Origin of the sequence: Kitasatospora sp. SC0581 (genome assembly GCF_048159585.1) — a bacterium.
In the GTDB taxonomy this organism is placed as follows: domain Bacteria; phylum Actinomycetota; class Actinomycetes; order Streptomycetales; family Streptomycetaceae; genus Kitasatospora.
Genome location: NZ_JBLRWA010000035.1, coordinates 70,369 through 83,664 on the forward strand (window position 1 = coordinate 70,369; position 13,296 = coordinate 83,664).

Sequence of the window (13,296 nt, forward strand, 5' to 3'; positions counted from 1 at the left end):
CCCCCGGGGGCGCGTCCGCCACGGACGCGCCCCCGCGCGTTTCCCGGTGGATTCCTCCCACCACACCCTCGTGGCCCGACCGATCGTTCGGTTACTCTGTGACGTGTCCCGTCCTGCTTTCCGAGGCCCTCCGAGGAGCGCACAGATGTCCGCAGCGGTCACCCACCCCCTCGTCAGCGAGCTGGTCGAGCGCCACCAGGCCACCCTGGACGCCGCGCTCGCCGCCGCCGCCGAGCGCGACTACTGGTCGCCCTACCCCGAGTTCCCCAAGGCGTACGGCGAGAGCGGGCCGGCGGACGGCAAGGCCGCCTTCGACGCCCTGCTCGGCAGGCCCTTCACCCTCGAAGGCCACCCCACCGACGGCGACCAGGTCGGCGGCGAGGCCTCCCCGTACGGCGTCGAGCTGGGCATCACCTACCCGCACGCCGACCCGGACGCGCTGATCGCCGCGCTCACCGCCGCCCGCCCCGGCTGGGCCGCCGCGACCCCGCTGGAGCGCGCCGCCGTCTGCCTGGAGATCCTGCACCGGATCAACGCCCGCTCCCACGAGTTCGCCCAGGCCGTCATGCACACCACCGGCCAGGCCTACGGTATGGCCTTCCAGGCCGGCGGCCCGCACGCCCAGGACCGCGGCCTGGAGGCGGTCGCCTACGCGTACGCCGAGCAGACCCGGCTGCCGAAGCAGGCCGGCTGGACCAAGCCGCAGGGCAAGCGCGACCCGCTGGTGATGACCAAGGAGTTCACCGTCGTCCCGCGCGGCCTCGCGCTGCTGATCGGCTGCAACACCTTCCCCACCTGGAACGGCTACCCGGGCCTGTTCGCCTCGCTGGCCACCGGCAACCCCGTCCTGGTCAAGCCGCACCCGCGGGCCGTCCTGCCGCTCGCGCTGACCGTCGCCGTCGCCCGCGAGGTGCTCGCCGAGGCCGGCTTCGACCCGAACCTGGTCGTCCTGGCCGCCGAGCACGAGGGCGGCACCGTCGCCGCCGCCCTCGCGGTCCGCCCCGAGGTCAGGCTGATCGACTACACCGGCTCCACCGCCTTCGGCGACTGGCTGGAGGAGCACGCCAGGCAGGCGCAGGTGTACACCGAGAAGGCCGGCGTGAACGCCGTCGTCATCGACTCCACCGACGACTACAAGGGCATGCTGGGCAACCTCGCCTTCGCGCTCTCCCTCTACAGCGGCCAGATGTGCACCACCCCGCAGAACGTGCTGATCCCGCGCGGCGGCATCGCCACCGACCAGGGCGACAAGTCCTACGACCAGGTGGTCACCGACCTGGCCGGCGCCATCGAGGGCCTGCTCTCCGACGACGCCCGCGCCGCGGCGATCCTCGGCGCCGTGGTCAACCCCGGGGTGCTCCAGCGCTCGGCCGCCGCGGCCGGCGGCGAGTACGGCGAACTCGCCCTCGCCCCGCGCGCGGTGACCTCCCCGGACTTCCCCGGCGCGACCGTCCGCACCCCCGCGCTGGTCAAGCTGGACGCCGACAAGCCGGACGACCGCGCGGTCTTCCGCAGCGAGTGCTTCGGCCCGGTCTCCTTCGCCGTCGCCGTCGAATCCACCGCCGCCGCCGTCGAGTTGCTGCGCACCACGGTCCGCGAGAAGGGCGCCATGACGGCCTCCGGCTACACCACCTCGCCCGAGGTGGAGGCGCTGCTGGTCGAGGCCGCGCTGGACTCCGGCGTCTCGCTCTCGCTCAACCTGACCGGCGGCGTCTTCCCCAACCAGACCGCCGCCTTCTCCGACCTGCACGGCACCGGGGCCAACCCGGCCGCCAACTCGGCCTACTGCGACGGCGCGTTCGTCGCCAACCGGTTCCGCACGGTGGAGATCCGCCGGCACGCCTGAGCCGTTCACCCCCGTCACCGGGCCCCGGCGGTCACCCACCGCCGGGGCCCGGCGGTTCACAGCTCCGACGGCGCCCGCGATGATGGAGGCTGGGAGAACGCCGGGAACGGCGTACGACCGCCCTCCGAACAACGGGAGCTGATACATGGCCGTGAAGCCGACGACCGAAACCGACGTCCTGATCGTCGGCGCCGGACCGACCGGACTGCTGCTGGCCGGCGACCTCGCCGCCGCCGGAGTCGGCGTCACGGTACTGGAGAAGCGGGCCGCCGAGTCCAACCTCACCCGGGCCTTCGCCGTGCACGCCCGCAGCCTGGAGCTGCTGGACGCCCGGGGCCTGGCCGAGGAGCTGATCGCCACCGGCCGCCCGCTCGCCGAGCTGAGGATGTTCGACCGCTTCGGCATCGACCTCGCCGCGCTGCCCACCCGCTTCCCGTTCGTGCTGATCACCCCGCAGTACAACGTCGAACGGCTGCTGCTGGACCGCGCCGAGAAGGCCGGCGCGACCGTCCTGCGCGGCGCCGAGGTCACCGGACTGCGCCAGGACGCCGAGGGCGTGACCCTGGAGACCCGGGACGGGCAGAGCCACCGCGCCGCGTACGCGGTCGCCACCGACGGCGTCCACTCCACCGTCCGCGACCTGCTGGGCATCCCGTTCCCCGGGGAGTCGGTGGTCGACTCGGTGGTGCTGGCCGACGTCCGGCTGGACCGCGAGCCCGCCCAGGCGATCACCGTCGGCGCCAACCAGGCCGGCTTCGCCTTCATCGCCCCGTTCGGCGACGGCTGGTTCCGGATCATCGCCTGGGACCGCGAGGAGCGCTATCCGGACGGCACCACCCCCTCCGCCGAGCAGCTCACCGCCCTCGTCCGGGCCATCCTCGGCGAGGACTACGGCCTGCACGAGGTGCGCTGGAGCTCCACCTTCCACAGCGACGAGCGGCAGGCCCCCAACTACCGCTCCGGCCGGGTCTTCCTGGCCGGCGACGCCGCGCACTGCCACTCCCCGGCCGGCGGCCAGGGCATGAACACCGGCCTCCAGGACGCCGCCAACCTCTCCTGGAAGCTCGCCGCGGCGCTCCGGGGCCACGCCACCGACGCCCTCCTGGACACCTACCAGACCGAGCGGCACCCGGTCGGCAAGACGGTGCTGCGCACCTCCGGCGCGCTGATCCGGCTGGCCCTCGCCGAGTCCGCCCCCACCCGCGCCCTGCGCGGCGCGCTCACCGCGCTGGGCGGCCACCTCGACCCGGTCACCGAGCGCGGCGCCCGGCTGGTCTCCGGCATCGGCATCTCCTACCCCGCGCCCAAGGACGCCCACCCGCAGGTCGGCAAGCGCGTCCCGGACCTGCGGCTGACCGCCCTGAGCAAGCCCGTCGAGGGCGCCCCGGCCGCGCCCGAGCGGCTCTACGAGGCGCTGCGCGCCGGGACGTTCGTCCTGGTCAGCAATGACGAGCTGGCCGCCGCCGAGCCCTGGGCCGACCGCATGGTCTCCGCCGCCCCCGCCGACCCGCACGGCAAGCTGCGCGACACCGTCCTGCTGATCCGCCCGGACGGCTACGTCGCCTGGGCCGCCGTCGACCCCGGCCAGGGCGAGCTGCGCGCCGCCCTCACCGACTGGCTCGGCGCCCCGGCCTGACCACCCCCGGGCGGGCCCGCGATCCCCGCGCGCCCGCCCGGCCCGTCGTTCGCCGGCCGCTCAGCCCCGGGCCTTCACATAGTGCCGCGCCGCCTTCGCCCGGTTCCCGCACACCGCCATCCGGCACCACCGCCGGCGGCCGTTCTGCGAGGTGTCGAAGAAGTACAGGACGCACGCCTCGTGCGCGCACTGCTTGATCCGCTGGGCGCCCCGGTCCAGCAGGTCCAGGAAGTCGTCCGCCGCCAGCCAGGAGGCCAGCCACTCGGGCCGGTCCACCTCGACGTGCGCGGTCGGCCCCTGCGGGCCGAGCTCCCGGCGCAGCCGCCCGTGGCCCAGCACGCCGTTCAGCCGGGCCACCGCCTCCGGCCCCAACTGCCCCTGCCCGCACAGCTCCTGGACGGCCCCGGCGATCACCTCACGGGTCTCCCGCAGGGCCGCGAGCCCCGACCCGGCGGCCCGGCAGCGGTCCGCGAGGCCGGCCGAGGAGAGCCAGATCGCGTAGCCGTCCGGTTCGGCGAGCAGGTCGTTGACGGGCGTTCCGGCCCAGCGCGTGTTGAGCAGGTCCAGCGCGAGCGGCTCACCGATCAGCGGTCGCGGGTCCCTCGGGTCCGGCTGCACGTCAGTCATCGCTCTCCCTCGGATCGGTCCGATTCTACGTCCGCCCCTTCCGCCCGAACTGGTCTGGACCGGCCCCGGAACCACGGTCATTCACTGTATGGAACCGCCGAGTTGGGGGCCCTCCACAGTTGACTGTTTTTTAGCAACGAATTGCCCGGCCATGAGCCAATTCGCACACGGGTTCTGTCATGTTCGAGCCAGCGTTCTCGACCCCCCTGAACGCCTGGTCCCTTGCCGGCCCCCCACAGCCGGCTGGAGGAGGATCCGTTGCGTCCCCGCTCCCTTGCCCTCGCCGCGGCGATAGCCGTGCTGCCGCTGACCGCCGTCTCGCTCGGTGTCTCCACCGCGCAGGCCGCCACTCCCAACGCCTCCCCGCGCGTCGCCCTGCCGAACACCGTGAACCCGGCGGTGGCCCACTCGGAGAAGAAGGGTGACGTCCCGGCCGCGCAGCAGATCTCGGTGTCCGTCAGCCTGAAGCTGCGCGACACCGACGCCCTGGACCGCTTCCTGACCGCCGTCACCACCCCGGGCGCCCCGGAGTACGGCCACTACCTGACGCCGGAGCAGTTCACCGCGCGGTTCGGCCCGACCCAGGCCGCCGTCGACCAGGTCCGGACGTACCTGGCCCAGCAGGGCCTGACCGTCTCCGACGTGAGCGCCAACCGCCAGGTGGTCAACGCCCGCGGCACCGCCGCCCAGGTCTCCCAGGCCTTCGGGACGCACGAGAGCGCGTACCTCGACCCGCAGCTCCAGCGCGCCTTCTTCGCCAACGACGCGGCCGCCTCGATCCCGTCCGACCTGGCCTCCGTGGTCCAGGGCGTCAGCGGCCTGGACAACCACGCGGTGCGCAAGAACCGCCTGGCCACCCCGAACTCGGTCACCCCGAACACGGCGAGCGCGAGCCCGAGCGGCATGGCCCCGGCCCAGTACACCGGCGCGTACAACCTCAACAAGACCGGCGCGGACGGCACCGGCACCACGGTCGCGCTGTGGGAGTTCGACGGCTACCAGTCCTCGAACCTGACCACCTACGACTCCCAGTACGGCCTGTCCGGCCCGGCCGTCTCCACCGTCTCGGTGGACGGCGCCAACTACGACTCCGCCCCCGGCCAGGGCCAGGGCGAGGTCGAGCTGGACAGCGAGATCGTCCGCGGCGCGGCGCCCAAGGCCACCCAGCTGGTCTACGAGGCGCCCAACAGCGACCAGGGCGAGATCGACATGGCCAACAAGATCGTGACCGACAACAGGGTCTCGGTGGTCTCGATCTCCTGGGGCTCCTGCGAGCCGGACACCACCGCCGCCTCGATGACCGCGGTCGACAACGCCTTCAAGCAGGCCGCCGCCCAGGGCATCTCGATCTTCTCCGCCTCCGGCGACGACGGCTCCCGCGACTGCACCCGCTCCACCAGCGGCTCCGGCGTGAAGGCGGTCGACTTCCCGGCCTCCAGCCCGCACCAGACCGGCGTCGGCGGCACCAACCTCAAGGTCTCCAGCGGCAACGCCTACTCCTCGGAGAGCGCCTGGAGCACCGCCGGCGGCGGCGTCTCCACCGTGTTCGCCAAGCCGAGCTGGCAGACCGGCACCGGCGTCAGCGGCACCATGCGCACCGTCCCGGACGTCTCCTCCAACGCCGACCCGCAGAGCGGCTTCGCGATCTACACCGCCGGCGCCTGGCAGGTCTACGGCGGTACCAGCGCGGCCGCGCCGCTCTGGTCCGGCTACGCGGCCCAGTTCAACCAGAAGGCCAAGGCCGCCGGCCAGGCCGTCCTCGGCGAGGCCAGCCCGCGGCTGTACTCGGTGGCCAACGGCAGCGGCTACGGCAGCACCTTCCACGACGTGACCACCGGCGCCAACCAGGACTTCTCCGCCAAGGCCGGCTACGACCAGGTCACCGGCTGGGGCTCCCCGGTCGCCGACGCGCTGACCACCGCCCTGCTCGGCGGCGGCACCACCCCGCCGTCCGGCGGCTGCACCGCCGCCCAGCTGGTCGCCAACGGCGGCTTCGAGAGCGGCACCGCCTCCCCGTGGACCGCCTCCAGCGGCGTGGTCAGCAACAGCTCCTCCGAGGCCGCCCACTCGGGCAGCTGGAAGGCCTGGCTGGACGGCTACGGCTCGGCCCACACCGACACCCTGTCGCAGACCGTCTCGATCCCGGCCGGCTGCGCCTCCGCCAAGCTGACCTTCTGGCTGCACGTCGACACCGCGGAGACCGGCACCACCGCGTACGACAAGCTGACCGTCCAGGCCAACAGCACCACGCTGGCGACCTACTCCAACGTGGACGCCGCCGCCGGCTACGTCCAGCGCACCCTGGACCTGACCTCCTTCGCGGGCCAGACCGTGACCGTCAAGTTCACCGGCACCGAGGACTCCTCGCTGCAGACCAGCTTCGTGATCGACGACGTCGCGCTGAACGTCGGCTGACCACCGGCCGCACCACCGCACCACCCGATCCCCGCCGGGGCGGAGCCGTCAGGGCCCGCCCCGGCGGTGTCCGTCCCGGGCCCTGCCGGAGCCGTCCGCCGGCCCGGTCGGGCCCCGGTCAGCGGCCCGTGTTTCCGGACTGTTTCAAGATCGATAACCCTTCGGTCCACCTGCCGTGACCACTGTCATACGCACGACTGATGACGTAGCCTCTCGACCGTGCATAGGGTTCCCCAAAGCTCGGTGAAGCCGCTGGCGGCGCGCCCCGGCGCCGACCCGGTCCCGCCGAACTCACCTGGTGGGGAGGGTCACCGTATGGCCGCACAGCAACCTCAGGACGCCGCGCGGCTGCGGCTGGTCGGATCGCACACGGAGCGCCCGGGCCCGCCCGGGCCGCCCGGCCCGACTCCCGCCACCCCCGGATCGCCCCCCGGCCGGCTCGCCCCGGTCGGCGGCTTCGCGGACACCCTCCACCTGGCCATCGAGGCCAGCGGCCTCAGCCTGGACCGCATCCGCGCCGCCCTCGCCGGTCGCGGCGTCAGGGTCAGCGTCACGACCCTGAGCTACTGGCGGCGCGGCCGCAGCCAGCCCGAGCGGGCCAGCTCGCTGCGCGCCGTCCACCTGCTGGAGGAGCTGCTCGGGCTGCCGCACAGCGCGCTCTCCTCGCTGCTCGGCCCGCCGCGCCCGCGCGGCCGCTGGGCCGCCGCGGCCAACACCTGCCACCTCGGGCTGGAGGACGTCTGGCCGGGCGAGCAGGAGATCGCCAACATCTTCGCCGAGCTGAACGCCCCGCCGGCCGGCGAACTGGAGCGCCTGAGCATCCACGACTCCTACTACGTGGACGCCGAGCGGCGCGGCAACCTGCTGCGGATGCGCCAGGTGGTGCGCGCCACGGTCGGCGGCGTCGGCCGCTGCCTGGTGGTGCACATGGCCGACGAGGAGGCGGCCGGCTGCCCGGAGATCACCGCGGTGCGGCACGGCCGGCTGGGCCGGGTGCGCCGCCGCCCGGAGGCCGGGCTGATCGTCGGCGAGCTGATGCTGGACCGCCCGCTCGGCCTCGGCGACAGCACGGTCTTCGAGTACGAGGTGGAGATCCCGCCCGGCGGCCCGACCACGGAGTACAGCCGCCGCTTCGCCACCCCGGTGCGCGAGTACGTGCTCCAGGTGCACTTCGACCCGGCGGCCGTCCCGGCGCACTGCGAGCGCTACGACCGCGAGCCGGGGGCCGACGTCGACCACCGCCGCGAGCAGCTGTGGATCGGCGCCTCGGCGAGCGCCCACGTCCTGGCCCCGGACCAGCAGCCGGGCCACATCGGCATCCGCTGGGAGTGGGCGTAGCCCTTCCGCTCCTTCGAGACCCGCCGGACCTCACGGTCCGGCGGGTCTTTCGCATGCCCGCCCGAAGACCTGACCCTTCCGACTCCTCCACTGGTTGACGCTGCATCACCTAACTCCTACTCTCGTTAGTACCGGTTAGGCAGCTGCCTCACCGGTAGCCGAAGCCTCCGGGAGTGACCAGGCATGTCCAGCACCGCCCAGCTCCGCACCTTGCAGACCGGCCACGTGGGCCTGAACGTCACCGACCTGGCCCGCTCGATCGCCTTCTACCGCGCCGTGTTCGGCCTCGACGTCACCGCCGAGGGCACCGACCCCGACCGCCGCCACGCCTTCCTCGGCCGCGACGGCCGCCTGGTGGTGACGCTCTGGCAGCAGAGCGCGGGCCGCTTCGCCCCCGGCAACCCCGGCCTGCACCACCTCTCCTTCGAGGTCGAGAGCCTCGACGAGGTCCGCGCCACCGAGCGGCTGCTGCGCGAACTCGGCGCCGAGTTCGCCTACGACGGCGTCGTCCCGCACAGCGAGGGCTCGGCCTCCGGCGGCATCTTCTTCACCGACCCGGACGGCATCCGGCTGGAGGTCTACACCCGCACCGGCGTGGCCGGTGCCGCGGCCGCCGCCCCCACCGCCACCGCCCCGACCTGCGGGTTCTTCTAGGAACCGGGCCCGGCCATGACCACCACCAGCACGCCGTACCACCCCGGCGAGCGGGCCGCCCAGGCCCGGGCCGGCCGGACCGAGCGGGCCGACCACGCCGGCCGGTCGATCCGCCGCACCGTCCCGGCGGTCGCCGCCCGCTTCCTGGCCGAGCGCCGGATGCTGGTCCTCGGCGCCGCCGACCGGGACGGCCGGGTCTGGGCCACCCAGCTGGCCGGCCCGGCGGGCTTCCTCACCGCCCCGGACGAACGGACCATGGCCGTCGCCGCCCTCCCCGCCGGGGCCGACCCCCTCGCCGAGGCACTGGCCGGCCCCGCCCGGGTCGGCACGATCGCGCTGGACCCGGCCGGCCGGCGCCGGATGCGGCTCAACGGCCGCTCCGTCCCGGACGGCCGGGGCGGGCTGCGGGTGCACGCCGACGAGGTGGTCGCCAACTGCCCGAAGTACATCCAGCGCCGCACCCCGACGGACCGCCCGGCCGCCGGCCCGCCCCGTACGGTCGCCGCCGGCCCGGTACTGACCACCGCCCAGCGGCTGGCGGCGGCCACCGCGGACACCTTCTTCATCGCCAGCACCGGCCCGGACGGCAGCGTGGACGCCTCCCACCGCGGCGGCATCCCCGGCTTCCTGGAGCCGGTGGCGCCGGACCGGCTGCGCTGGCCCGAGTACCCGGGCAACAGCATGTTCCTGACGCTCGGGAACCTGGAGCTGGACCCGCGGGCCGGCCTGCTGCTGCCCGACTGGGAGACCGGCGGAGCGCTGCTCGTCACCGGCGAGGCCCGCACCGACTGGTCCGAGGAGGCCCGGCAGGGCGTCCCGGGCGCCGAGCGGATGGTCGAACTGACCGTCACCGGCGTGCTCGAACTGGCCGACGCCACCCCGCTGACCTGGACCGACCCGGAGTACTCGCCCGCCATCCCGCGCTGACCCCGCCTCACTTCGCCTAGACCCTCCGCCCGACCCACGCCACGCCCGGGAGCCGAACGGGTCTCACCCGTTCGGCCTAACCCACCGTGACTCATCGCGCCCGCTTTGGGACTTTGGTCCGGATAACACGCGGAATAGTCCGGGAAAGAGGCGGAGCATGACCCTGACCGACCCCCTGTCCCCGCTCATCGAGTTCGACGACGTCGAACCGGCGGAGGACTGCATATGCGGGGGCTGCAACGCCCGCCGACGAGCACGGCTGCACGCCGCGCCCGTCCACGAGGGCGGACACGCCTCTGCCCGCAGCGTCCGCCGCCGGGCCGCCGTCCTGATGGCCGCCGTGGGCACCGCACTGGGCGGCGGAGCGGCCGCCGCCGGCACCGCCACCGCGGCCCCCGCACCCGGCCCCACCCCGGGCGGCAACAGCAGCAGCCAGTCCCAGACCCCCCAGGGCGAGGTCAGCGGCCTCTACGGCCAGGCCCCCGGCGCCCGTACCTTCGCCGCGCCGCGCGCCGCCGCGGCGCCGCTCACCCGGGCCCAGATCATCCAGCGCGCCCAGACCTGGGTCGACCAGGGCGTGCCGTACAGCATGAGCCGCTACTGGTCGGACGGCTACCGCCAGGACTGCTCCGGCTTCGTCTCGATGGCCTGGGGCCTGGGCAGCAGTCAGACCACCTGGACACTGCCCAACTTCGCCGAACGGATCGGCAAGAACGACCTCCAGCCCGGCGACGTCCTCATCTACAACAACCCGGCCAACCCCCAGGCCGGCTCGCACGTCACGATCTTCGGCGGCTGGGCCGACTCCTCGCGCACCAAGTACGTCGCCTACGAGCAGACCGGCCCCTCCGCCAAGAAGCGCTCCACCCCGTACGCGTACTGGAACAACTCCGGCTCCTACGTCCCGTACCGCTACACCGGCCTGTCCTCCGGCAGCAACGACGGCGGCGGCACCTCCTCCACCGCCTTCCCCGGGGCCGACAAGTTCGGCCCCGGCGCCAACAACGCGTCCGTCACCAGGCTCGGCCAGCTGCTGGTGCAGCGCGGCGGCGCCGGGTTCTACTCCGAGGGCCCCGGCCCGCGCTGGGGCGAGGCCGACCGCAAGGCCACCCAGGCCTTCCAACAGGCCCAGGGCTGGCGCGGCGCCGAGGCCGACGGCATCCCCGGCAAGGACACCTGGGACTACCTGGTCAACGGCAAGGGCCGCAACATCGGCGGCGGGGGAGGCACCCCGCTGCCGCCTCCGCCGCCGCCCGTCACCGGGGGCTCCGCCTTCCCCGGCGCGCAGTACTTCGGGCCCGGCCAGAGCAACGACCACATCCGGCAGCTCGGCGAGCAGCTGGTCCGCAAGGGCTTCGGCGGCTCGTACAGCGTCGGCCCGGGACCGCGCTGGACGGAGAGCGACCGCCGGGCCGTCCAGGCCTTCCAGCAGGCCCAGGGCTGGCGCGGCAGCGAGGCCGACGGCTACCCGGGCCCCGACACCTGGCGCCGGCTCTTCTCCTGACGCCCCCTCCGAGGCGCGGTGCCCACCCGGGCGCCGCGCCTCAGCGCTTCCCCGACATCCAGTGGAACAGGCCCATCCCGACGCTGGTCGCCAGGTTGAAGCTGGACACCCCGGGCCGCATCGGCACCGCCACCAACCGGTCGGCGCGGTCCTTGAGTTCCGCCGACACACCGTGCCGCTCCGTCCCGAAGGCGAGCAGCGCGTCGTCCGGGAACGGCACGTCCCGGATGTCCGCGCCCTCCGGGTCCAGCACGTACAGCGGCCCGTCCGGCAGCTCCGGCAGGGCCAGCCGCTCCACCGCGGTCGCGAAGTGCAGCCCGGCGCTCCCCCGCAGCACGTTCGGGTGCCACGGATCCAGGTCCCCGGTGGTCACCACCCCGGTGGCGCCGAAGCCCGCCGCGAGCCGGATCACCGCCCCGACGTTCCCCAGGTTGCGCGGGTTCTCCAACAGCACCACCGGCGACCGGCGCGGCAGCCGGCCCAGCACCGCCCGGTTCGCCTCGACCCCGGGCCGCGCCGCCAGCGCGACCACCCCGGTCGGGTGCAGCCGCGGCACCAGCCCCCGCAGCGCCGCCTCCGGCAGCTCCACCGCGAGCCCCTCCAGCGCCGGAACGACGTCCGGCGCCAACTCACCCGCCAGCGCCAGCAGCGCGCCCCGGTCCGCGGTCAGCACCCGCCGCACCTCGCCGCCGAACCGCAGCGCGTGCTTCAGCGCGTGGAAGCCGTCCAGCAGCACCGCCCCCGGCTCCCGCTCGGCCGCCCGCCACGCCCGCACCAGCCCGTCCTCGTCCGTCCTGTTCACTCCGCCATCGTCTCCCCCGGGCGCCCCGCCGCGGCGATCACCTCGTCGAAACCGAGCGCCCGCCCCGGCGGGCCGTCCGTCGTGGCGGCCAGTCCGGCCAGCGCGAGGTCCAGGTGCCGGTGGACCAGCGAGCCGTCCGCGTCCAGCGCCGCCAGGGCGCCCGGCAGCGGACGGGACACCCGGACGCAGAGCAGCACCAGGTCCCCCATCCCGACGTCGGGGCGCAGCCGCCCGGCCTCCCGCGCGGCGCGCAGCAGATCCTCGACGGCCTCCACGGTGCCCCGCCGGACCGCCACCAGCTCCTCGTCCACCACCAGGCGCTCCAGCAGCACCACGATCGCCGCCCCCATCCGCAGATCGGCGGCGGCGTGCACGAAGCGGCGCAGCGCCTGCCAGGGGTCCGCCTCGACGCGCCGCGCCTCCTGCGCGGCCTCGCCGAGCCGGGCCAGCAGGTCGGTGACCAGCGCGCGGACCAGCGCCTCCCGGTCCGGGAAGCGCCGGTAGAGCGTGCCCGGGCCGACCCCGGCCCGCCGCACCACCGCGTCCAACGGGGCGTCCGGGCCCCGCTCCAGGAACACCTCGCAGGCGGCGTCCAGGATCCTGCGCCGGCTGCGTTCCGCGTCGGCCCTCATCCACAACTCCCTAACCGGAGAAAATCTCTCCCCCTATGCTAGCGTCACCAGAAGCGGAGAAAAACTCTCCGCCTCTCCCGGAGGAGCGCCACCATGCCGACCAGCCTCACCATCCGCACCGAGATCGACGGCACCCCCCACCCCCGCGAGGCCGTCCTCGCCTGGGAACTCGACCGCGCCCGCGCCGCCCTGCACCTCCTCAAGCAGCGCCTCGGCGACACCCGCACCCGCGAACTCCTCACCCCCGACACCACCGCCGCCGACACCGCCCTGACCACCTGGGCCCAGGCCTCCGCCGGCCGCTGGCGCACCGCCGTCACCGAACTCACCGCCACCGGCATCGACGCCCGGACCTTCCTCACCTGGTGGCAGACCCGCCTCCACTCCGGCGACCGCACCGCCCTCCTCGCCGCCAACCCCGAGCACTACCTCGCCGACTCCACCGGCGACCGGGTCGAGATCATCGAAACCCTCGGCACCACCCCGACCCGCTTCTTCCTCCACTTCCACGACACCCCCGGCAACGCCACCTTCCCCGTCCGCATCGGCGGCACCGGCACCCTCGCCGACGGCACCGAAGTCCTCCACGTCATGCACGAGTTCGCCGACACCCCCGACGGCCTCCGCATCCGCCTCACCGTCCAGTTCCCCGAAGCCGCCCCCGCCCTCCTCCCCACCGGCCACCAGTGGCACTTCGCCTGCGAGTTCACCAACTGGCTCCAAGCCGCCCACGCCGCCTGACACCCACGCACCCGTCACGCCCCTCAGCACCCTCCCCCCACCCCCAGCGGGCGCGCCCACCCACTCCCGCACCAGGGCCCCCTCCACCACCCCCACTCACCCGCCCCTCCCCTCTAGCGAGAGGGACGCGCTGCGGGAGGGGGTGGCGCAGGGGGTGGCCGCGGAGAGGGGCGT

11 protein-coding genes are annotated in these 13,296 nt (G+C 74.4%); 8 read left to right on the forward strand and 3 right to left on the reverse strand.

Annotated features, from left to right (window positions below; all coding sequences use genetic code 11):
* Positions 1 to 145 precede the first annotated feature (145 nt).
* Together paaN and ACLWS4_RS33090 are read left to right on the forward strand one after the other, a co-directional pair.
* On the forward strand, positions 146 to 1,846 hold the full coding sequence (paaN, locus tag ACLWS4_RS33085; protein ID WP_416876059.1) for a phenylacetic acid degradation protein PaaN: 1,701 nt from the start codon (positions 146 to 148) through the stop codon (positions 1,844 to 1,846).
* Between the two features lie 145 nt (positions 1,847 to 1,991).
* On the forward strand, positions 1,992 to 3,482 hold the full coding sequence (locus ACLWS4_RS33090; protein ID WP_416876060.1) for an FAD-dependent monooxygenase: 1,491 nt from the start codon (positions 1,992 to 1,994) through the stop codon (positions 3,480 to 3,482).
* 60 nt (positions 3,483 to 3,542) lie between these two features.
* Here ACLWS4_RS33090 and ACLWS4_RS33095 read toward each other — a convergent pair whose 3' ends face one another.
* Entirely contained in the window at positions 3,543 to 4,109 is a 567-nt protein-coding gene (locus ACLWS4_RS33095) for a CGNR zinc finger domain-containing protein (RefSeq protein WP_416876061.1), read from the reverse strand.
* Between the two features lie 258 nt (positions 4,110 to 4,367).
* On the opposite strand from ACLWS4_RS33095, the gene ACLWS4_RS33100 reads away from it, so the two are divergent.
* The 5 genes from ACLWS4_RS33100 to ACLWS4_RS33120 all read left to right on the forward strand — a co-directional run bounded on the left by ACLWS4_RS33100 (position 4,368) and on the right by ACLWS4_RS33120 (position 10,947).
* Positions 4,368 to 6,524 carry a protease pro-enzyme activation domain-containing protein gene (locus ACLWS4_RS33100; RefSeq protein WP_082345817.1) on the forward strand — a complete coding sequence of 719 codons (2,157 nt, stop codon included), beginning with the start codon at positions 4,368 to 4,370 and terminating at the stop codon, positions 6,522 to 6,524.
* 315 nt (positions 6,525 to 6,839) lie between these two features.
* Entirely contained in the window at positions 6,840 to 7,862 is a 1,023-nt protein-coding gene (locus tag ACLWS4_RS33105; RefSeq protein WP_416876062.1) for an XRE family transcriptional regulator, read from the forward strand.
* A 183-nt stretch (positions 7,863 to 8,045) separates the two neighbouring features.
* Positions 8,046 to 8,516, forward strand: a complete 471-nt coding sequence (locus tag ACLWS4_RS33110; protein WP_416876063.1) for a VOC family protein — start codon at positions 8,046 to 8,048, stop codon at positions 8,514 to 8,516.
* Positions 8,517 to 8,531: 15 nt separating this feature from the next.
* Positions 8,532 to 9,443: a pyridoxamine 5'-phosphate oxidase family protein gene (locus ACLWS4_RS33115; RefSeq protein ID WP_416876064.1), complete on the forward strand. Its 912-nt coding sequence runs from the start codon at positions 8,532 to 8,534 to the stop codon at positions 9,441 to 9,443.
* Between the two features lie 157 nt (positions 9,444 to 9,600).
* On the forward strand, positions 9,601 to 10,947 hold the full coding sequence (locus tag ACLWS4_RS33120; protein WP_387970874.1) for a peptidoglycan-binding protein: 1,347 nt from the start codon (positions 9,601 to 9,603) through the stop codon (positions 10,945 to 10,947).
* A 40-nt stretch (positions 10,948 to 10,987) separates the two neighbouring features.
* Here the strand turns inward: ACLWS4_RS33120 and ACLWS4_RS33125 are convergent, their stop codons facing one another.
* Complete coding sequence (locus tag ACLWS4_RS33125; protein ID WP_416876065.1) at positions 10,988 to 11,749, reverse strand: TrmH family RNA methyltransferase; 762 nt, start codon at positions 11,747 to 11,749, stop codon at positions 10,988 to 10,990.
* The gene (locus ACLWS4_RS33130; protein WP_074001960.1) at positions 11,746 to 12,381 is read right to left on the reverse strand and encodes a TetR/AcrR family transcriptional regulator; all 636 of its coding nucleotides are present in this window, start codon (positions 12,379 to 12,381) and stop codon (positions 11,746 to 11,748) included. Before ACLWS4_RS33130 ends, ACLWS4_RS33125 begins: the two co-directional genes overlap by 4 nt.
* Positions 12,382 to 12,474: 93 nt before the next feature.
* On the opposite strand from ACLWS4_RS33130, the gene ACLWS4_RS33135 reads away from it, so the two are divergent.
* Positions 12,475 to 13,122 (forward strand): hypothetical protein, encoded by a 648-nt coding sequence (locus tag ACLWS4_RS33135; protein ID WP_416876066.1) that lies wholly within the window; start codon positions 12,475 to 12,477, stop codon positions 13,120 to 13,122.
* Positions 13,123 to 13,296 lie beyond the last annotated feature (174 nt).

Excerpts from the sequence above, each read along its gene's own strand:
- paaN (WP_416876059.1), top strand. The coding sequence starts at position 146 with ATGTCCGCAGCGGTCACCCACCCCCTCGTCAGCGAGCTGGTCGAGCGC.
- ACLWS4_RS33090 (WP_416876060.1), top strand. The coding sequence starts at position 1,992 with ATGGCCGTGAAGCCGACGACCGAAACCGACGTCCTGATCGTCGGCGCC.
- ACLWS4_RS33095 (WP_416876061.1), bottom strand. The coding sequence starts at position 4,109 with ATGACTGACGTGCAGCCGGACCCGAGGGACCCGCGACCGCTGATCGGT.
- ACLWS4_RS33105 (WP_416876062.1), top strand. The coding sequence starts at position 6,840 with ATGGCCGCACAGCAACCTCAGGACGCCGCGCGGCTGCGGCTGGTCGGA.
- ACLWS4_RS33110 (WP_416876063.1), top strand. The coding sequence starts at position 8,046 with ATGTCCAGCACCGCCCAGCTCCGCACCTTGCAGACCGGCCACGTGGGC.
- ACLWS4_RS33115 (WP_416876064.1), top strand. The coding sequence starts at position 8,532 with ATGACCACCACCAGCACGCCGTACCACCCCGGCGAGCGGGCCGCCCAG.
- ACLWS4_RS33120 (WP_387970874.1), top strand. The coding sequence starts at position 9,601 with ATGACCCTGACCGACCCCCTGTCCCCGCTCATCGAGTTCGACGACGTC.
- ACLWS4_RS33130 (WP_074001960.1), bottom strand. The coding sequence starts at position 12,381 with ATGAGGGCCGACGCGGAACGCAGCCGGCGCAGGATCCTGGACGCCGCC.
- ACLWS4_RS33135 (WP_416876066.1), top strand. The coding sequence starts at position 12,475 with ATGCCGACCAGCCTCACCATCCGCACCGAGATCGACGGCACCCCCCAC.